16 protein-coding genes are annotated in these 20,224 nt (G+C 64.9%); 11 read left to right on the forward strand and 5 right to left on the reverse strand.

Going from position 1 to position 20,224, the window contains the following annotated elements; translation table 11 throughout:
* Nucleotides 1–21: 21 nt before the first annotated feature.
* The 4 genes from H9627_RS08280 to H9627_RS08295 all read right to left on the reverse strand — a co-directional run bounded on the left by H9627_RS08280 (nucleotide 22) and on the right by H9627_RS08295 (nucleotide 3,626).
* Entirely contained in the window at nucleotides 22–1,143 is a 1,122-nt protein-coding gene (locus H9627_RS08280; RefSeq protein ID WP_191733541.1) for an LLM class flavin-dependent oxidoreductase, read from the reverse strand.
* A 71-nt stretch (nucleotides 1,144–1,214) separates the two neighbouring features.
* The gene (locus H9627_RS08285; RefSeq protein ID WP_191733542.1) at nucleotides 1,215–1,943 is read right to left on the reverse strand and encodes a CBS domain-containing protein; all 729 of its coding nucleotides are present in this window, start codon (nucleotides 1,941–1,943) and stop codon (nucleotides 1,215–1,217) included.
* A gap of 90 nt (nucleotides 1,944–2,033) precedes the next feature.
* Entirely contained in the window at nucleotides 2,034–3,281 is a 1,248-nt protein-coding gene (locus H9627_RS08290) for a tyrosinase family protein (protein WP_191733543.1), read from the reverse strand.
* 3 nt (nucleotides 3,282–3,284) lie between these two features.
* Nucleotides 3,285–3,626: a hypothetical protein gene (locus H9627_RS08295; RefSeq protein ID WP_225213649.1), complete on the reverse strand. Its 342-nt coding sequence runs from the start codon at nucleotides 3,624–3,626 to the stop codon at nucleotides 3,285–3,287.
* A gap of 250 nt (nucleotides 3,627–3,876) precedes the next feature.
* Between H9627_RS08295 and H9627_RS08300 the strand changes: the two genes are divergently transcribed.
* Nucleotides 3,877–6,543 (forward strand): DEAD/DEAH box helicase, encoded by a 2,667-nt coding sequence (locus tag H9627_RS08300; RefSeq protein ID WP_191733544.1) that lies wholly within the window; start codon nucleotides 3,877–3,879, stop codon nucleotides 6,541–6,543.
* Here the strand turns inward: H9627_RS08300 and ypfJ are convergent.
* Nucleotides 6,540–7,436: a KPN_02809 family neutral zinc metallopeptidase gene (ypfJ, locus tag H9627_RS08305; protein WP_191733545.1), complete on the reverse strand. Its 897-nt coding sequence runs from the start codon at nucleotides 7,434–7,436 to the stop codon at nucleotides 6,540–6,542. The two genes, H9627_RS08300 and ypfJ, sit on opposite strands and share 4 nt — an antisense overlap.
* 271 nt (nucleotides 7,437–7,707) lie before the next feature.
* Here ypfJ and aspS point away from each other — a divergent pair, with 271 nt between their 5' ends.
* The 10 genes from aspS (at nucleotide 7,708) to H9627_RS08355 (ending at nucleotide 20,220) form a co-directional block, all read left to right on the forward strand.
* Nucleotides 7,708–9,519 (forward strand): aspartate--tRNA ligase, encoded by a 1,812-nt coding sequence (gene aspS, locus H9627_RS08310; protein WP_191733546.1) that lies wholly within the window; start codon nucleotides 7,708–7,710, stop codon nucleotides 9,517–9,519.
* Between the two features lie 285 nt (nucleotides 9,520–9,804).
* On the forward strand, nucleotides 9,805–10,995 hold the full coding sequence (locus tag H9627_RS08315) for a phosphotransferase family protein (protein ID WP_191733547.1): 1,191 nt from the start codon (nucleotides 9,805–9,807) through the stop codon (nucleotides 10,993–10,995).
* A gap of 19 nt (nucleotides 10,996–11,014) precedes the next feature.
* A complete protein-coding gene (locus H9627_RS08320) occupies nucleotides 11,015–12,364 on the forward strand; it encodes a replication-associated recombination protein A (RefSeq protein WP_191733548.1) in 1,350 nt (449 codons plus the stop codon).
* Between the two features lie 117 nt (nucleotides 12,365–12,481).
* Nucleotides 12,482–15,154, forward strand: a complete 2,673-nt coding sequence (gene alaS / locus H9627_RS08325) for an alanine--tRNA ligase (RefSeq protein ID WP_191733549.1) — start codon at nucleotides 12,482–12,484, stop codon at nucleotides 15,152–15,154.
* Between the two features lie 174 nt (nucleotides 15,155–15,328).
* Complete coding sequence (ruvX, locus tag H9627_RS08330; protein ID WP_191733550.1) at nucleotides 15,329–15,874, forward strand: Holliday junction resolvase RuvX; 546 nt, start codon at nucleotides 15,329–15,331, stop codon at nucleotides 15,872–15,874.
* The gene (gene mltG, locus H9627_RS08335) at nucleotides 15,871–17,064 is read left to right on the forward strand and encodes an endolytic transglycosylase MltG (RefSeq protein ID WP_225213651.1); all 1,194 of its coding nucleotides are present in this window, start codon (nucleotides 15,871–15,873) and stop codon (nucleotides 17,062–17,064) included. The genes ruvX and mltG overlap by 4 nt, the downstream gene beginning before the upstream one ends.
* Nucleotides 17,065–17,077: 13 nt before the next feature.
* Nucleotides 17,078–17,908, forward strand: coding sequence for a shikimate dehydrogenase (locus H9627_RS08340; RefSeq protein ID WP_191733551.1), 831 nt, complete (start codon nucleotides 17,078–17,080; stop codon nucleotides 17,906–17,908).
* Between the two features lie 53 nt (nucleotides 17,909–17,961).
* Nucleotides 17,962–18,405, forward strand: a complete 444-nt coding sequence (locus tag H9627_RS08345; RefSeq protein WP_191733552.1) for a prepilin peptidase — start codon at nucleotides 17,962–17,964, stop codon at nucleotides 18,403–18,405.
* A gap of 89 nt (nucleotides 18,406–18,494) precedes the next feature.
* A complete protein-coding gene (gene aroC, locus H9627_RS08350) occupies nucleotides 18,495–19,709 on the forward strand; it encodes a chorismate synthase (RefSeq protein ID WP_191733553.1) in 1,215 nt (404 codons plus the stop codon).
* Between the two features lies 1 nt (nucleotide 19,710).
* The gene (locus H9627_RS08355; RefSeq protein ID WP_191733554.1) at nucleotides 19,711–20,220 is read left to right on the forward strand and encodes a shikimate kinase; all 510 of its coding nucleotides are present in this window, start codon (nucleotides 19,711–19,713) and stop codon (nucleotides 20,218–20,220) included.
* Nucleotides 20,221–20,224 lie beyond the last annotated feature (4 nt).

Here is a 20,224-nt window from a genome sequence, read left to right on the forward strand (position 1 = left end):
GGGTGAACCTCTATTCTGCGTTTATTCCGCGCCTGCTGGCTGACCGGGGCTGACCTTGAAGTGCGGGTGCTCCGGGTTCTCCAGCAGGGTGCGGTGGGTCGGTGGGTCGGAGGGGACGTGGTCGGGACGACGTTCCTCCATGCGGCGGCGGACCTCCGGGACCACATCGCGGCCGAGGCGTTCGATCTGGTCGAGGACCACCTCGAGGGGGAGTCCGGCATGGTCGATGAGGAAGAGCTGACGCTGGTAGTCGCCCACCCAGTCGGCGAATTCCATGGTGCGCTCGATGACCTGCTCCGCGGTGCCCACGGTCAGCGGGGTCATGCGGGTGAAGTCCTCCATGGAGGGGCCGTGGCCGTAGACCGGTGCGTTGTCGAAGTACGGGCGGAAGAAATCCTTGGCCTGGGACTCGGTATCACCGATGAAGACCTGACCACCCAGGCCCACGATGGCCTGGTCGGCCTGTCCGTGGCCGTAGTACTCGAAACGCTGGCGGTAGAGGTTGACCATCTGGGCGGTGTGTTCCTTGTTCCAGAAGATGTTGTTGTGGAAGAACCCGTCACCGTAGAAGGCGGCCTGTTCGGCGATCTCGGTGGAGCGGATGGAACCGTGCCAGACAAATGGTGCCACACCGTCCAGGGGTGCCGGGGTGGAGGTGTAACCCTGCAGCGGGGTGCGGAACTTGCCCTGCCAGTTCACCACGTCTTCACGCCACAGGCGACGCAGCAGGTGGTAGTTCTCGATCGCCAGGGGGATGCCCTGGCGGATGTCCTTGCCGAACCACGGGTAGACCGGGCCGGTGTTGCCGCGGCCCATCATCAGATCCACGCGACCACCGGAGAGGTGCTGGAGGAAGGCGTAATCCTCGGCGATCTTCACCGGGTCGTTGGTGGTGATCAGGGTGGTGGCGGTGGAGAGCAGCAGGTTCTTGGTCTGCGCTGCGATATAGGCGAGGTGGGTGGTGGGGGAGGAGGGGACGAAGGGTGGGTTGTGGTGCTCGCCGGTGGCGAAGACATCGAGGCCGACCTCCTCGGCCTTGAGCGCGATCTGGGTCATCGCGTGGATGCGCTCGCCCTCGGTCGGGGTGGTGCCGTTGGTGGGGTCGGTGGTTACGTCACCGATGGTGAAGAGGCCGAACTGCATGGGGGGATCCTAACTCGTCAAGGTTTTTGTTGATATATCACCAATGTAGCTATTGTTGTCACATCATGCAACTATCGCAGCTCCACCATTTCGATGAGACTGCGCATATCCCGGCCACTGATCAGGCGCAGTGGCTTCTGGCCCGGCTTCCCATGTTCGGTCACAATCACCGACCAGGGCAGCTCCGGACCCGTCATCACATCGATGACCTCCTGGGCGGTTGCGGTCCGTGGCATGAACACCGCGGAGTCGGAGGTTTCGGCATAATCGAGCACCTCGGCGACGGTGGAGGCATCCAGGATGGAGTTGTCGGAGAGATCGGCGGCCACCCACCGGGCAATCGTGTTGGTGGTCAGCAGCGCCACATAGGAATTGCCGTCATAGACCGGGAACTGGGAGATCTCGGTGGTTCGGATGATCTTCAGGGCATCGGCGATCGGGTCATCCACCTGCAGTGAGCGCACCGTCTGATGGGACAGCACCTGCAACGCAACCGGTGGATCAAGCAGCAGGTCACGGATGTGCTGGATCGTGGCCACGGTGTCGGGGCGGGGATCGGCGATCGGGCGCAGGTTGTTGTAGGGGCCGTGACTGATGGCATTGCGAAGTTCCGCGAACGCATCCAGGGCCTCCGACTGCTGCGCGGAGATGAGGTGTTTCTTCTCCGCCAGGCGCACCATCCACCGGAAACTGTCCGACCGTTTCGCATTGAGCTGGGTGCGCAGATGCGCCTCAATGTCATTGAAGGCCGCCAGGAAGGCGACTGCCGGATCGGTGGGGGTCTCATCAGGGGCGCTCATAACCACCCACTGTAGCTTCGGGGCCTGCTTCTCGACGCCGCGAGCACCCCACCCCGACGCGCCCCGTGGCGGGGTCGGGGCGTCGACAAGCTAGCGCACGCTCAGCGCCCGCGTGGACCCGGTCAGGGAGATCTCGAAGACCTCATCGGTTTCCCTGCACCGGATCTGCGCGGACCCGGCGGGTGCCGGCCCCGGGGTCAGTTCGGCGCTGAAGGCGAACCAGATGCGCACCTCATCGTAGGGGCGGTTATCCACCACCGGTTCGTGGATGATGGTCGGCTCGGCGTGGAGGAGGGAATAGGGTGGCTGCAGAGCGCTGGTGGGCAGCACCTCGAACGTGACGGGTTGCGCCGCCTGGACACGGAAGAGTGCGTACCGACGTTCCACATCCCCGGCCATCACATTGGTGAAATTGAGCCCAGTGGTCATCTGCTGCACCGAGGGCGGATCCGTGTCGTAGATATAACCCATGGACCGGCGGTGATCCAGGCAGTTCGCCGGGGTGGGGGAGGTCGAGTCCAGATAGGCCATCTCATCATGGAGATTATGACCCGGAGGCCCCTGTCCATCCGGGAGGTAGTCCCCGGCGTGGGTCTGCTGCCAGCGCGCCCAGATCAGATCGACGAAGGCGTGGTGGAGGAAGAACACCGGGTCATTCGGGGAGGTGCCCGGCCCCATGTCACCACCCACCCACACATGGACCCGGTTGTGCATCGCGGGCCCGTTCGGCCATCCCTCCAGCTGGTTGCGGAAGCTGTCCACACTGCCCGGGTGCCACGGGTCGGTGTCATACACCGGCAGGTCAGTGATGCAGGCCCTCACATCAGCCGGGGTCGGGAGCGTGGGTACCGCCAGTCCCAACTGGCGCCGCAGCCCACCGGGGCGTCGGGTGAAACCCATGCCCCATTCCACCAGGACCTCCCACCCGGCGAACGGGCCGGTGTTCACCGTGGAATCAGGACCGGTGCCATTGCCGCCGATGTAGATGCGGCCACGGTCCGGATCGGTGTTCCACAGTGGTGCGGCGGCGCCGGCGGCGGAATCAGCAGCCCAATCCCAGTAGGGCAGGGTCACCGACAGATCCTTATCCTGCAGCGCCAGTTCGAATTCCCGGCAGTAATAACGGTGCCACGGCAGGAACGCCGGCCCGCGGTGGGCAGAGTTGCGCAGCAGGTGCCCACCTGATTCCCAGGGGAAGACGGTGGCCTCATGCATGGAGTGGTGGTGTTGTTCGGTGAAGTAATCGTAGGTGCCGTCCGCCTTGAGCGCGTTCACCGCCGCCTGGAACCTCTCCAGCTGGTCATCGGTCAGCGAATAGATGTTCTGCCTGATGTCCATGGGTCACGCCCCCGTCTCCGGGGTGCGGTGGTGGGAATGGTCCCCGTTGTGTTCTCCGCCGTGCTGTCCATCCTCCGGCGGGTGGAGCTGCCAGTACTCATCGCTGGTCCGGATGAGCTGATCCACCACCTCATCCAGGGTGTCAAACTCCACATACATGTGTGCGGTGGGGGAGTAATACTTCCCATTGACATAGGCGACCTCAACGGGGGTGCCGTCCAGGGCCAGGGAGATGCCGTCCTCATCCTCGGTGATATCCACCTGGATATCCCGGGAGCGGTACGATTCCCGCCGCGGTTGTCCTGGTGGCGGGGCTTCATCGTGTCTGCCGCGGGTGTCGTTCATGGTGGTCTCCCGATCTCTCTGGTGCTGCAACCGAGGTGCTGCTTGAGGGGCTTGAGCGCGGGCGCGCGACCCTCACCACCTCAGCCTAGGAAGAACCCCGGAGGCATACAACAGATCTGCTACTCCGTTCTCATAACGTTTCGGCCCATTCCACAGCTGTTTCATGCAACTTTCACACCACACCCCACACCATGTCCCGCACTGCGGCGGGTGGCTCCCGTGTCCACCCCGGATGGCACAATGAACAACCATGGACCGGACGCATCTCCAGACTCAGCTCACCGCCGCGCAGCAGCACCTCAACCGTGTGCAGCAGGCGCAGGAGCTGCTGCGCTCCCTGGAATTGCCCGTACGTGTCCACATCCATCGGAAGATCGGTTTCGGCGAACCGGACCAGTCGAGGATCGTTCTTCTCCGGGATGCTGACCTGGACTGGTCCTCCAATTTCTACACCCGGGTCGCCCTCGAGGGAACGGGGGCCGAGGAGCAACTGCGTCGCTATATCACCGCCAGCTCGGTTCTCCCCGGACTGATGGAGGCGGCGCGCGCCGGGACGGGTGGATTCCTGCGTCGGTTGTTCAACCCGGAATCCATCCGCCGTGGTGAAACCGCCCTGGAGGATCTCACCCCGAGGGTGGCCGACCTCGACCGGCAGGTGCCCGGGATCACCCCGCTGCTCGACGCCGCCACCACCGCAACCAGCACGCAACGCGGCGGGGTGCACCTGTTCCCCGGCGCGCACCCGGTGGGGCAGCGGTACATCGATGCCGCCCGCGCTGAGATCGCCCGCCAGCTGGGGGAGTACGCACCGGGGTTCCGCCAGTGGGATGGCCACCACCTCACTTCCGTACACAGGCTGGTCCACACTTACGCCTCCGATCCGAACTCGCAGGTCCGGCTCCGGGCGGAGGCGGAACGTGCCCTGTCGCAGATCAACCGCCAGCGCGTGGAGATCCTCCTGGAGCAACTCCCCGTGGATGCGCTGCGCACCGCCACCAACCACCGTCTCCGGTTCGGCTCCCTCGACACCATCGGTGTCAGCACGGTGGCCGAGGTGCTCCGGGCATCTGAATCCCTCCTCGCCACCGCCCAGGGCATCGGACACCAGACCGCCCGGCACATGAAGGCCGCCGCCCAGACCCTCCAGCAGGAGGCCCTCGGGCGCAACACCGTGCTCATCGGCGACACACCGACGCAGGCGGCCGTCGCACTCATCCGCATTCTCGCCCGGTTCGAACAGGCCGATGCGCTCTCACCCGCGGAGCGTGAACGCCGCAACCGTGTGATCGACTACATCCAGCAACTCCCCGCCATCTCGGCAACCGACACAACCGGGTGGATCGTCGTCGGCGCCGGACCGGACCAGGGAGACACGGCCTGGAACCGCATCACCGATGACCTGGCCTGGGTGAGCGCCAACCCCAACCTCTTCCATCCCCAGCACATCACACCACCCCCGGCCGATATCTGGGACGACTATCTGACCCGCCCCGCCCACTACCAGGGTCTGCTCGCCACGTTGCTGGGACGTGAGATCGAGGGCGTGGATGAACACCTGGACACCACCGTCCTGCAACGCATCCGCGAACTGGAACTGGACACCACACACCTGCGCAACCTGCACCTGCGTGGGTACCAGTCCTTCGGGGCCCGCTTCACCGTGGTGCAGAAGAAGGTCCTGCTCGGCGATGACATGGGCCTGGGTAAAACCATCCAGGCGATCTCCGTGGCCGCGCACCTGACCGCCACAGAGGACAACTTCCGCACCCTCGTGGTGGTCCCGGCCTCCGTGATCGTCAACTGGGTACGCGAATGCCGACGGTTCACCGACCTGCCCATCTTTGTCGCGCACGGGCAGGACAAGGAGGCGGCCGTCACCGCCTGGGCGGACACGAATGGCATTCTCATCTGCACCTACGCCGGCGCCAGGAGCCTGGACATCCCCGCGCCGGGCCTGATCATCGCCGATGAGGCCCACATGATCAAAAACCCCACCAGCAAACGGAGTCAGGCCTGCGCGCGGCTCATCACCGCCGCGGACTATGCCCTGCTCATGACCGGCACCCCGCTTGAGAACAAGGTCTCCGAGTTCGTTGCCCTCATCCGCTACATCCAGCCTGAGCTGATCACCCGCGGGATGTCCACCATGTCCGCCGGGGATTTCCGCGCCCGGATCGCACCGGCCTATCTCCGCAGGAACCAGGCCGATGTCCTCGATGAACTCCCCGAACGCACCGACTCCATCGACTGGATCGAACTCACCCCCGCAGACCGCGTCGCCTATGACGATCAGGTCCGTGCAGGGAACTGGATGGGCATGCGCCGCTCGGCCATGCTCGCCCCGAAGACCTCGGCCATCTCAGCCAAGATGAAGCGCATCATCGAGCTGCTCGACGAAGCCGAGGAACATGGCCGCAAAACCCTGATCTTCACCTTCTTCCTCGACATCCTCGACGAACTCGAGCATGTCCTGGGGGAGCGTGTCACCGGCCGGATCGACGGCAGCGTGCCAGCCACCAGACGCCAGGAGCTTGTCGACGCCCTCACCGACGCCCCCGCCGGATCCGCCCTCATCTCGCAGATCACCGCGGGAGGTGTGGGGTTGAACATCCAGAGCGCCAGTCAGGTCATCATCTGTGAACCCCAGGTCAAACCCACCATCGAACAGCAGGCCGTCGCGCGCGTCCACCGCATGGGGCAGACCGCCACCGTCAACGTCCACCGCCTCATCGGCGATGACACCGCCGATGAACGCATGCTCGAGATCCTTGCGGGCAAGACCCAGATCTTCGATGTCTATGCACGCCTGTCCGAAACCGCGGAGACCCCGGATGCCGTGGACATCACAGAGGCCCAGCTGGCCGCCAGCATCATCGATGCCGAACGGGCCAGACTGGGCCTGGAGGGAGAAGGCTAGGTGGTGCGGTAGACACCTCGGTCCAGGTAGTCGCACGAGCTCATTTGGCCGGTGGTGTACCCGTCGAGGAACGCCTGTCGACGCTGCTCTGAGGACCCATGGGTCCAGCTCTCCGGATTGACCTCACCGCCGGAGCGACGCTGGATATTATCGTCACCCACCGCCGCGGCGGTGGTCAGGGCGGCATCGAGCTGCTCCTCGGTGATTGGCTCAAGCATGCGGTCTGGGCCCTTGTCCGCGTAACTGGCCCAGATGCCCGCGTAACAATCAGCCTGCAGTTCGACCATCACGGCATTGGAGTCAGCGCCGGGATCGTTGTAGTTGGACAGTCCCAGGGTACCCTCCAGGTTCTGCACATGGTGCCCAATCTCATGGGCCACGATGTACATCTGAGCAAACGGGGCATCTTCTCCGCCGAACTGACGCATCTGGTCGAAGAAGGAGGTATCAAAGTAGGCCTCCTTGTCCGTCGGGCAGTAAAAGGGACCGGTGGATGCAGAGGCGAAACCACAACCTGACTGGGTGCTGCCCTCGAAGTCCACCAAACCGGGCTCCTCGTACTCCATTCCAGCCTGGGTGGGAAGCACCTCTTTCCACATCGCGGTTGTCGAGTTCATCGTGAAGAGTAACCGGCAATCGTCGTAGGTATTGGCATCCTCACCGGTCTGACAGTGATCGAAGGTCTCACCGGTGTCGAGCTGGGCCTGTCCCTGACCCTGCCCCTCGCCCTGTCCCAGCATGTCGGGGATCTGCGCGGGATTGCCACCCAACAATACGAAGAGGCCGACCAACAGGAGGCCTCCGAGACCGCCGCCGACGGCCATGCCACGGCCACCGCCGCCACCCTTACGGGCCTTTCCGCCTGAGCGGGAGATATCACCACGAAAAGTCATGTGAGCATCATCTCACAGGCGGGCGGGGTAGGGAACGTGGGAAACGATGAAATGGTCCATATTTCCTCCCCGCGTGGGGGGTGCGGGATCACCGGGCGGGTTGATGATCCGCGGTGTCCGCTCCGGCGGGTACAATGCCAGTGTTACATGTGCCCGTGGTGGTGACATGTGCCGATGTGCCCGGGGAAATGGTTTTCCACCTCCCGTGATTGGCGCAGGACATGCCCAGAAACCACCGGCAGACATCTCCGAATGGAAGGACCTCCTACACGTGCTGCGCACTCATCTCTCCGGCGAGCTTCGTAAAGAAAACGCTGGCCAGTCAGTTACCCTGACCGGCTGGGTCGCCCGTCGCCGTGACCATGGTGGCGTGATCTTCATTGATCTCCGTGACCGCTCCGGTATCGCCCAGGTCGTTTTCCGCAATGAGGACGTTGCCGAACGCGCCCACGCACTGCGCAGCGAGTTCGTCCTGCAGGTCACCGGCGTCGTCGAAAAGCGTCCAGAGGGTTCGGAGAACCCGAACCTGGCCTCCGGTGACGTCGAGGTCAGCGTCACCGACTTCACGGTCCTCAACGAGTCCGCCCCGCTGCCGTTCCAGATCGAGGACGCATCCTCCGCGGGTGAGGTCGGCGAGGAAACCCGCCTGAAGTACCGCTACCTGGATCTGCGTCGCCCGGTGCAGGCCAACGCCCTGCGTCTGCGTTCCGCAGCCAACAAGGCCGCCCGCACGGTTCTGGACGGCCACGATTTCACTGAGATCGAGACCCCGACCCTGACCCGTTCCACCCCTGAGGGCGCGCGTGACTTCCTGGTCCCGGCCCGCCTGAAGCCCGGTACCTTCTACGCACTGCCGCAGTCACCCCAGCTGTTCAAGCAGCTGCTGCAGGTCGCCGGCATGGAGCGGTACTACCAGATCGCACGCTGCTACCGCGATGAGGATTTCCGCGCGGATCGTCAGCCTGAGTTCACCCAGCTCGATGTTGAGATGTCGTTTGTGGACCAGGAGGATGTCATCGCCCTGGCCGAGGAGATCCTCGCCGAGGTCTGGAAGCTGATCGGATATGAGATCTCCGCCCCGATCCCACGCATCACCTACGCCGAGGCCATGCGCCTGTACGGTTCCGACAAACCGGACCTGCGCTTCGACATCCAGATCACCGAGTGCACCGACTTCTTCAAGGACACCAGCTTCCGCGTGTTCAAGAACGAGTACGTCGGCGCTGTTGTGATGAAGGGTGGCGCATCCCAGCCACGTCGTCAGCTCGACGCCTGGCAGGAATGGGCCAAGCAGCGCGGCGCGAAGGGCCTGGCCTACATCCTCGTCGGCGAGGACGGCGAGCTGGGTGGACCGGTGGCCAAGAACATCACCGACGCCGAGCGTGAGGGCATCGCCGCCCACGTCGGTGCGGAACCGGGTGACTGCATCTTCTTCGCAGCCGGTGACACCAAGAGCTCCCGCGCCCTGCTGGGTGCAGCCCGTGATGAGATCGCGCGCAAGCTCGACCTGATCAAGGACGGCGAGTGGTCGTTTGTCTGGGTCGTCGACGCCCCGATGTTCGAATCCGCCGCCGACGCCACCGCCTCCGGCGATGTGGCCCTGGGCAACTCCAAGTGGACCGCGGTGCACCACGCCTTCACCTCCCCGAAGCCGGAGTTCCTGGACACCTTCGACGAGAACCCAGGTGAGGCACTGGCCTACGCCTATGACATCGTCTGCAACGGCAACGAGATCGGTGGCGGATCCATCCGTATCCACCAGCGTGACATCCAGGAGCGCGTGTTCAAGGTGATGGGCATCTCCGAGGAGGAGGCCCGCGAGAAGTTCGGCTTCCTGCTGGATGCCTTCGCCTTCGGCGCACCTCCTCACGGCGGCATCGCCTTCGGTTGGGACCGCATTGTCTCCCTGCTCGGTGGCTTCGACTCCATCCGCGACGTCATCGCCTTCCCGAAGTCCGGTGGCGGAGTTGATCCGCTGACCGATGCGCCTGCACCGATCACCCCGCTGCAGCGCAAGGAGTCCGGCATCGACGCGAAGCCGAAGGCCCCGCAGGCAGCACAGGAGAAGCCGGAAGAGAAGTAGTAGGGGTACACCGGAACCACCGGTGATATCCACCGATGAGTAGGGTCTGATTTATGGATTAGGCCCTATTTTCTGTCTTATTGCCCGATACCGGGGGTAAGGTTATGCAGATCACCCACGTTCCCGATCGTGATCTGTACCATTGATCCAGGTCTGGTTATGTCCACGCCCCGGCTGGTACCACCCATGTTCCGGCCGGAGTTGTACATACCCGACATGCCCGGGAGCCCCGAGGTGATGTTCTCCCTCGCAGCCCCGGTATGGGAAGAAAAGGAGTTAAAGCTAATGCGGAGCAACGAAGAGGTCGTTGAGGTCGCACAGGATCTGCTGGCCAAGAGGTACGGCGGAACCCAGAGCCTCAGTGAGGTGGAGCAGCTCAGCGGTTCAGGGACCGCGACGGTGCTGCGTGCGCGTGTCGCCAACTCCCCGTTCCTCCAGCAACGGTCGGTGGTGCTCAAGTACATTCCCGCTACCGGGGATCTGTTCGATGATTCCGCGCTGGTGCGGGAGGTTGTCTCCTACCAGTTCACCACCTCGCTGACCGAGGAGGTCCGTCCCGGACCGGTCATCCTGGCCTATGACATCGACAAGCGAATCATGGTGCTGTCCGATTCGGGCAACGGGGATACGTTCGCGGATCTCCTGGAGCACCGCACGGGGGATCAGCGGATGCAGATCCTGCGCAACCTCGGCCAGTCCCTCGGTGGTCTGCACGCCGCCACCGCGGACCGGGAGGCCGACTTCGAGATCCTCATGTCCCGCATGCTGGCCCGCTATCCCGCCACCGCTGAGATGCAGAAGAAGCGTGACACCCTGCTGCCCACCGCGGTGGAGGTCGGGCTGCAGATCCTCAAATCCACGGGTGTGCCCGTGCCGCCGGTGGTGGAGGAATTCGCCCGCGATGCCCAGCGCCGTCTCATCTCCGGCCGTCACCGCGCCTTCACCCCGTTCGACCTGTCCCCGGACAACATCATCGTGGCTGAACGCACCCACTTCCTCGACTATGAGGTCGCCGGGTTCCGCGACGCCACCTTCGATGTCGCCTGTGTGATCGCCGGTTTCCCCCAGTTCGTGTTCAGCCATCCCCTCACCGATGATGAGGCCGATGAGCTCATCGACGCCTGGGTCCAGGAGGTCCGCAGCATCTGGCCGAATGTGAACAACGAGGACCGTCTCCACGCTCGCATCGTCACCGCGCTCATCGGTTGGGCGCTGTCCAGTGTCGCGCTCATGCAGATGGGCTCCATCGCGGCGGTGGATGCGTACCGTGAGGCCCGCGAGGAACTGGGGGAGCTGGACATCGATGATTTCACCGTGCCCCGCACTCCGGAGGAGGATGAACTGGTCCGCCAGGACATCAACGAGACCTTCTCCGCGCTCCAGCGTTTCGCCGCGCGAGGTTCCGACACCCGCTACCCGGAGGTCGCCCGTTTCGCAGGTGATGTCGTGCAGTCGCTGATCGGAGTGGAACAGTAACCGACTAGGGTTGGTCCGCATGGACCAGGATTCACTCTTCGATACGCCGTCAGGTTCACGCGCCGCCCAGGAGGCCGCACGGTATTTCCACCCGGGTGGGCATGCGCCCCTGGCCGCCCGCATGCGGCCCCGCACCCTCGACGAGGTGGTGGGGCAGCAGCATCTGCTCGGCCCGGGTCGTCCGTTACGCCGTCTGATCGAGGGCCCGGGGGAGGCATCGGTCATCCTCTACGGGCCGCCCGGAACGGGTAAGACCACCATCGCCTCGCTCATCTCGGCGGCGACGGGGGACCGTTTTGTAGCGCTGTCCGCACTGTCCTCCGGGGTCAAGGAGGTCCGCGAGGTGATCAACCGCGCCCGCACCGACCTCATCCACGGCGCCCGGACGGTCCTGTTCATCGATGAGGTCCACCGTTTCTCCAAGACGCAGCAGGACGCGCTGCTGGCAGCGGTGGAGAACCGCACCGTCCTCCTGGTCGCCGCCACGACGGAGAACCCCTCTTTCTCCGTGGTCGCCCCGCTGCTCTCCCGTTCACTGCTCCTCCAGCTGGAGCCGCTGACCGATGAGGATGTGCGCACGGTGCTGGACAGGGCGCTTGTCGACGAGCGCGGCCTCGCCGGTCGCATCACGGCGAGCGCGGAGGCACTCGACCAGTTGGTTCTGCTCGCCGGCGGCGATGCCCGCCGCGGCCTGACCTATATCGAGGCCGCCGCCGAGGCCGTGTCCGACGGTGGGGAACTGACCCTGGACACCGTCCGCGACAATGTCAACCGTGCTGTGGTCCGTTATGACCGCGACGGTGATCAGCACTATGACATCGTCAGTGCCTTCATCAAGTCCATCCGTGGTTCGGATGTGGATGCCGCACTGCACTACCTGGCCCGCATGATGGAGGCGGGGGAGGATCCCCGCTTCATCGCCCGGCGCCTGGTGGTCCACGCCAGCGAAGACATCGGAATGGCTGATCCGAGCGCACTGCAGACCGCCGTCGCCGCAGCCCAGGCCGTGCAGCTGATCGGCATGCCGGAGGCGCGCATCACCCTGGCGCAGGCCACCATCCACCTGGCCACCGCACCGAAGTCCAATGCGGTGATCACCGCCATGGATGCGGCGATCGCCGATGTGAAACGGGGGCACATCGGTACTGTTCCCGCGCAGCTGCGGGATGGCCATTATGAGGGGGCGAAGAAGATGGGCAACGCCGTGGGGTATGTCTATCCCCATGATGATCCGCGGGGAGTGGTGCGTCAGGACTATCTACCGGAGAACCTGCGTGACCGCGTCTACTACCAACCCACCGATCACGGCGGGGAGAAGCGGATCTCGGAGTACCTCGGTCGCCTGCGCAGAATCATCCGGGGCCACTGAGAACCCGGGTTGCCCGCACCCCACGGTGGGCAGGTATTGTTAGCTGATGCAACATCGGGGCCCAACATAATGTTGGTTCCGACAACAACCCGAGAAGTACTAAGGCAGGATACCGCTGTGCAGACCCATGAGATCAGGGAACGCTTCACCAATCACTTCGTTAATGCCGGTCACACGGCAGTTCCCAGCGCGTCGCTGATTCTGGATGACCCGAACCTGCTCTTCGTCAACGCGGGCATGGTTCCCTTCAAGCCGTACTTCCTGGGTCAGCAGACCCCACCGTTTGCCAACGGCACCGCCACCTCCATCCAGAAGTGCGTGCGCACCCTCGACATCGAGGAGGTGGGTATCACCACCCGCCACAACACCTTCTTCCAGATGGCGGGCAACTTCTCCTTCGGTCAGTACTTCAAGGAGGGTGCTATCACCCACGCCTGGACGCTGCTGACCAACCCGGTGGAGCAGGGCGGATATGGTCTGGATCCCGAGCGCCTGTGGGTCACCGTCTACCTCGACGATGATGAGGCCGCCGAGATCTGGGAGAAGAAGATCGGCGTGCCGGCCGAGCATATCCAGCGCCTGGGCATGGCCGACAACTACTGGTCCATGGGTGTGCCCGGCCCGTGTGGCCCCTGCTCCGAGATCTACTATGACCGTGGCCCCAAATACGGCAACGAGGGTGGCCCGGCGGTCGATGACGGCCGTTACCTGGAGATCTGGAACCTGGTGTTCATGGAGTTCGAGCGTGGTGAGGGCACCGGCAAGGACAGCTTCGAGATCGTCGGTGAGCTGCCGAAGAAGAACATCGACACCGGCATGGGCGTGGAGCGTGTCGCCTGCATCCTGCAGGGCGTGGAAAACGTCTACGAGACCGACCTACTGCGCCCGGTCATCGATGTCGCCGAGACCCTCACCGGCGCCACCTACGGTAAGGACAACACCGCCGATATCCGCTTCCGTGTGATCGCCGACCACTCCCGCACCGGCATGATGCTCATCCTCGATGGTGTCACCCCGGGCAATGAGGGCCGTGGGTACATCCTGCGTCGTCTGCTGCGCCGCATCATCCGGTCCGCCCGTCTGCTCGGTGCCACCGGTGAGACCATGGAGCAGTTCATGAACACCATCATGGACACCATGACCCTGTCGTACCCGGAGATCGCCGACAGCCGCGAGCGCATCCTGCGGGTGGCCATCACCGAGGAACGCGCCTTCCTCAAGACCCTGGTCTCCGGCACCCACCTGTTCGAGGAGGCCGCCGCCTCCATCAAGTCCTCCGGCAGCGCCACCGTCGCCGGCGCGCAGGCCTTCGCCCTGCACGACACCTACGGTTTCCCCATCGACCTCACCCTGGAGATGGCCTCCGAGGCGGGCCTGGAGGTGGACGTCGAGGGCTTCGAGTCGCTCATGGCCGAACAGCGTTCCCGCGCCAAGGCCGACAGCCAGGCCAAGAAGCACGGCCACGCCGACCTGTCCATCTACCGTGAGTGGGTGGACAACAACCCGACCGTGTTCACCGGTTTCGAGGAACTGGAATCACAGTCCCGTGTTCTCGGTCTGCTGTCCGACGGCACCCGTATCAACGAGGCCGCCGAGGGCCAGGAGGTCGAGGTCATCCTCGACCAGTCCCCGCTGTACGCAGAGTCCGGTGGACAGCTCGGTGACCGCGGCCGGATCCTCATGGGCGACACCGTCGTGGACATCCAGGATGTCCAGAAGATCGGCAAGAAGCTGTGGGTCCACAAGGCCGTTGTGGCCAATGGCGGGCTCGCGGTCGGTGATGAGGTGGTGGCCGCCGTCGACAAGCAGTGGCGTCACGCCGCACGCCAGGCGCACACCGCAACCCACCTGATCCACGCCGCCCTGCGCCAGGTGCTCGGCCCCACCGCCGTCCAGGCGGGTTCCATGAACAAGCCGGGTTACCTGCGCTTCGACTTCAACTACACCGAGCAGCTGAGCCCGGAACAGATCAACCAGATCCAGACCATCACCAATGAGGCCGTGGACACCGACTGGGCCGTCAACACCATCGAGACCTCCCTGGAGGAGGCCCGCGCGATGGGTGCCATGGCGCTGTTCGGCGAGAACTACGGTGATCTGGTCCGCGTCGTGGAGATCGGTGGTCCCTTCTCCATGGAGCTGTGTGGTGGCACCCATGTCGCGCACTCCTCCCAGATCGGACCGGTCGCCCTCCTGGGTGAGTCCTCCATCGGTTCCGGTGTCCGCCGCATCGAGGCCTACTCCGGACTCAACTCCTTCGACTATCTGTCCAGGGAGCGTGCACTGGTGGAATCACTGTCCAGCACGCTGAAGACCCCCTCCGCGGACCTCCCGGAGCGCATCAGCCAGCTGCTGGACAAGCTCAAGGCCGCGGAGAAGGAGATCGCCACCCTGCACCGCAGGGAACTGGCCGCCAAGTCCGAGGAGTTCATCACCGGCGCCGAGGAGATCAACGGCATCCGTGCCGTGATGGTGCGGGTCCAGGACGGGCTGGAGGCCGGTGACCTGCGCACCCTGGCCACCACGCTGCGGGACAAGCTCAGCAACGGTGAGGGCCTGGTGATCGTCGCCTCCCGTTCCGAGGACGGCACCAAGGTTCCGTTCGTCGCGGGTGCCACCAAGCAGGCTGTCGCCCGTGGTGTCCACTCCGGAAACCTCATCAAGCTGATCGGCTCCTACATCGACGGTCGTGGTGGCGGTAAGCCGGACATGGCGCAGGGTTCCGGTAGCGACATCGATGGCCTGGATGCGGCCTTCAATGCGGTCCGAGCCGAACTGGAAAACCTCTAGCACCCTCCTGGGGCCGGAAGGTGACACCACCGGGGTCCTCTTTTCCACAGAGGGCCCCGGTTTGCCGTGTTCAGACCCGGACACCCGGTCCCTGCCGCTAGATTATGGTGCAATGGCGCACACCTGTGCAGCGCGGATGTTGATGCAGATTCATGAGAAAGGTCACCCCACCCGATGAAGGTCACCCCAGATACCCCCGGCCGTGATGATCCCGGCCCGGGCCGTCGAATAGGCCTGGATGTCGGCACCGTCCGTATCGGCGTGGCAGCCTCCGACCGTGATGCCCGTCTCGCCATGCCGGTGGAGACGGTCCCCCGTGAAACCGGGATGAAGGGGCCGGACCGGGGGGATATTGACCGGTTGATCGACATCATCACCGAATACGATGCTGCCGAGGTCGTCGTGGGTCTGCCCCGTGACCTCCAGGGCAACGGCTCCGCCAGCGTCAAGCAGGCCAAGGAGATCGCCTTCAGGATCCGTCGCCGTCTCACCGCCGCCGGGCGGGAGATCCCCGTGCGCCTCGGCGATGAACGCCTGACCACCGTCGTCGCCACCCAGGCGCTGAGGGCCTCAGGTGTCACCGAACGCGATGGCCGTAAAGTTATCGATCAGGCCGCCGCGGTGGAGATCCTGCAGACCTGGCTCGACGGGCGAGCAGCCGCCCTGAACACGCTTCCCGAGACACCCCACACCGATGAGAAGGGAAACTTCCCACGATGAGCAACAAGACCAGCGGTTCAGTCCGGAACCGACGGATGGACCCCGTGTATGTGAAACGGCGCCAGCGGTTCCTCGCGGTGACCATCGCCGCCCTGATCCTCATCATCGGAGCCGTCATCTACATCGGTGTGGCCACCTCGGAGCGTGGTGACACTACCGCAACCGACTTCGAGGGCACCGGCAACGGTGTGGTCCAGCTCGTGGAGATCCCGGAGGGGTCCTCCATGTCCGAACTGGGCCCCGAACTTGAGGAACGGGGCATCGTGGCCACCAACGCAGCCTTCCAGACCGCCGCCGCCGGCAACCCCGACGCCGGAAGCATCCAGCCCGGTTTCTACCGCCTGCAGGAGGAGATGAATGCCGCCGCCGCGGTGGCCGCACTGCTCGATCCCTCCAACCAGGTGGATCTGGTGGACATCCACGGTGGTGCCACCCTCATGGATGTCGCCGTGGTCGGTGGGGACACCCGCCCGGGCATCTATTCCCAGATCGCCCAGGTCACGTGCACGGAGGGGTCCACCAACTGCATCACCGTGGAGGACCTGCAGACCGTGGCGGCCACCGTGGACCCAGCCACCCTCGGCGTGCCGGAGTGGGCCGTGGGCACGGCCGAGTCCCGTGGAGCTGACCCGAAGCGTCTGGAGGGGCTCATCATGCCCGGCCAGTACGTGGTCAACCCGACCGCCGACGCACAGGGCATCCTCACCGACCTGATCACCCGGTCGGCCGCGAAGTTCGAGGAGACCGATATTGTCACCCGGGCTCAGGGCATCAACCTCACCCCCTATGAACTGCTGACCGCAGCCTCCCTCATTGAGCGTGAGGCACCGGCAGGGGACTTTGACAAGGTGGCCCGGGTGATCCTCAACCGCCTGGAGGAGCCGATGCGTCTGCAGTTCGACTCCACCGTCAACTACGGTCTCCCCGAGGTCGAGGTGGCCACCACCGACCAGGATCGTGAGACGGTCACCCCGTGGAACACCTACGCCATGGACGGACTGCCCGAGACCCCGATCGCCGCGGTGTCGATGGAGGCGCTCCAGGCCATGGAGAACCCGGCCGAGGGCAACTGGCTGTACTTCGTCACCGTGGACACCGATGGCACCACCGTGTTCAACGACACCTTCGAACAGCATCAGGAGGACACCATGCGCGCCATCGACAGCGGTGTCCTGAACAGTAACCGCTAGGACGACACCCACCATGACTGACACCACCACCCACCGCGCGGCTGTGCTCGGCCAACCGATCGGGCATTCCCGCTCACCGGTGCTCCACAACGCCGGTTATGCCGCCCTCGGGCTGGATCACTGGGCCTATGACCGCTTCGACTGTGATGCGGATGCCCTGCCCGGGCTGGTGGGTGGTGCAGATCTGTCCTACCGCGGATTCTCGGTGACCATGCCGGCGAAGTTCGCTGCCCTCGCCTTCGCCGATGAGTCCACCGAGCGGGCCCGTCGCATCGGTTCCGCCAACACGCTGGTGCGCACCGACACCGGGTGGCGCGCCGACAACACCGATGTGGACGGTATCCGGGGTGCGCTGGCCGAGTTGCTGGGCGGTGGGGGACTCGTCGACAAGCGTGCCGTTGTGGTCGGTGGTGGCGGCACCGCCCGGCCGGCCATCTGGGCGCTGCTCGAGGCGGGCGTTGCACACATCACCGTGGTCAACCGCAGCGACCGCACCTCGGAGCTGACCGGGCTTGTCGACGCCTTCCCGACCACCCTGTCCTATCTCCCGCTGGAGGGGGATGTGGAGGCCGAGGCCGCTACCGCTGCGGTGGTCATCTCCACCGTCCCGTCGGCCGCCGTCGCGGGACTGGAAAAGCACCTGGCCCAGGCACCGGTGCTGGATGTCATCTACGACCCCTGGCCGACCCCGCTGGTGACCGTGGCACGGTCCAGGAACATCCCTGCCGTGGGTGGACATGTCATGCTGGCGCACCAGGCCTATGGCCAGTTCGAGCAGTTCACCGGACAACCCGCACCGCGTGAGGCCATGCGGGCGGCCCTGGAGGCATCTCTGGGCATGTAGGCATTTCCCCGGATCACGGAACCTGGGACCATGCACTGGCAGTCAAACAGTGCATGGTCCTTTTTGTCATGTGTGTGGTGTTCGTGGTCTGGGTCGGTGTGCTGGCGGTGGGGGATCTGAGAACCCGGCGGCTACCGGATGTGCTGACGCTCCCGGGAGCCCTGGTGATCACCGGGTGGGCGGTGGTGGTGGAGCCGTGGTTGCTGCTGGGCGGGGTGGGGTGGTTCCTGCTGTACCTGGTCACCGCGGGGGTGGTCGGAGGGATCGGTGGGGGAGACATCAAATTCGCCCTGGGGCTGGGCACCGTCGCGGCCGTGGGGTCGGTGGAGGGGTGGGTGCTCGCCGTGGTCGGATCCTCCCTGCTCACCCTGATGTTGTCGGGTGTGATGACGTCGGGGCTGGTGGCAGGGGGTGGGGATCGGACGGGGCAGGTGCCCCACGGTCCGGGAATGGGGTTGGCGACCTGCCTCGCGGTGTGGGTGACCATGCCCTGGTGAGGCGGACACGATGCCTGTGGCCATCCCACCAGGTGGGATAGGGCGGGTTGTTTCGGGCTTATCTGTCTCCCCATGCGATAATGCTAGGCATGCTTCGATGGACTACAGCAGGTGAATCCCACGGCCAGGCATTGGTTGCGACAGTTGAGCACATGCCCGCCGGTGTACCCGTGACCAAGGATGAGGTCGCCTATCAACTCGCACGACGCCGCCTCGGATACGGCCGCGGCGCGCGCATGAAGTTCGAACAGGATGAACTGACCTTCCTCACCGGCATCCGCCACGGACTGACCCTGGGCAGCCCGATCGCCATCGTCATCGGCAACTCCGAGTGGCCGAAGTGGACCACGATCATGTCCTCCGACGCACTGGACATGGATGATCCGGAGAATGTCGCGGCGATGTCCTCCGGCCGCGGTGCCAAGCTGACCCGCCCGCGCCCCGGCCACGCCGACTTCGCCGGCATGCTCAAATACGGTTTCGACGATGCCCGCAATGTGCTGGAGCGGTCCTCCGCACGCGAGACCGCAGCCCGCGTGGCCGCCGCCACCGTGGCACGGTCCTTCCTGCGTGAGACCCTCGGCGTCGAGGTGCTCTCCCACGTGGTCTCCATCGGCCGTTCCGAGCCCTACGAGGGCCCGACGCCGACGTTCGCCGACATCACCGCGATCGATGAGTCCCCGGTCCGGTCCTTCGGCAAGGATGCGGAAACCTCCATGATCACCGAGATCGAGGCCGCCAAGAAATCCGGCGACACCCTCGGCGGCATCGTCGAGGTCATCGTCGAGGGCCTGCCCATCGGACTCGGCTCCCACATCTCCGGCGAGGACCGTCTCGATGCCCAGCTCGCCGCCGCCCTCATGGGGATCCAGGCCATCAAGGGCGTGGAGATCGGTGACGGTTTCGAGGAGGCACGTCGTCGTGGTTCCGAGGCCCATGATGAGATGGTCCGCGATGAGGACGGTGTGTACCGCACCACCAACCGCGCCGGTGGCCTGGAAGGCGGCATGACCAACGGGGAGACCCTGCGGGTGCGCGCCGCGATGAAACCGATCTCCACGGTGCCGCGTGCACTGAAGACGGTGGACATGTCCACCGGCGATGCCGCCACCGGCATCCACCAGCGCTCCGATGTCTGCGCGGTTCCCGCCGCGGGTGTCGTGGCTGAAGCGATGGTGGCTCTCGTGCTCGCCCGCGCGGTGCTGAAGAAGTTCGGTGGGGATTCCCTGGAGGAGACCACCTGCAATATCCGCTGCTACCTGGAGCGGATCGGCAAGCGACTGGAGTTCAACGACGGTGAATAGCGTGGCACGCCCCATCGTCGTCCTGATCGGCCCACCCGGTGCCGGTAAGTCCACCATCGGCCGTCGCCTGGCACGCGCCCTGAACGCGGACCTGGTGGACAGCGATGAACTGATTGAAAACGCCACCGGCAAGGCCTGCGGGGAGGTGTTCTCCGAACTCGGTGAGCCCGCCTTCCGCGAACTGGAGGCACACCACGTCGCCGAGGCCCTCAACCATGACGGTGTGGTGAGTCTCGGTGGTGGGGCGATCCTCACCGCATCCACCCGCGAACTGCTGAAGGAGCATGATGTGGTGTGGATCGATGTCTCCGTCGCCGAGGGTGTGCGTCGCACCGCCGGGGAAAGGACCCGTCCCGTCCTGGCCGCCGACGATCCCGTCGAGCATTACCGTAACCTCCTGGAAACCCGCCGTCCCCTCTATGAGGAGGTGTCCACGTTCCGCGTGCGCACCAACTCCCGCAGTCCGCAGCAGGTGGTGGCAGAGATCCTGCACCACCTCGAGGATGATTAGTTCC

Source organism: Corynebacterium gallinarum (genome assembly GCF_014837045.1).
Classification (GTDB): domain Bacteria; phylum Actinomycetota; class Actinomycetes; order Mycobacteriales; family Mycobacteriaceae; genus Corynebacterium; species Corynebacterium gallinarum.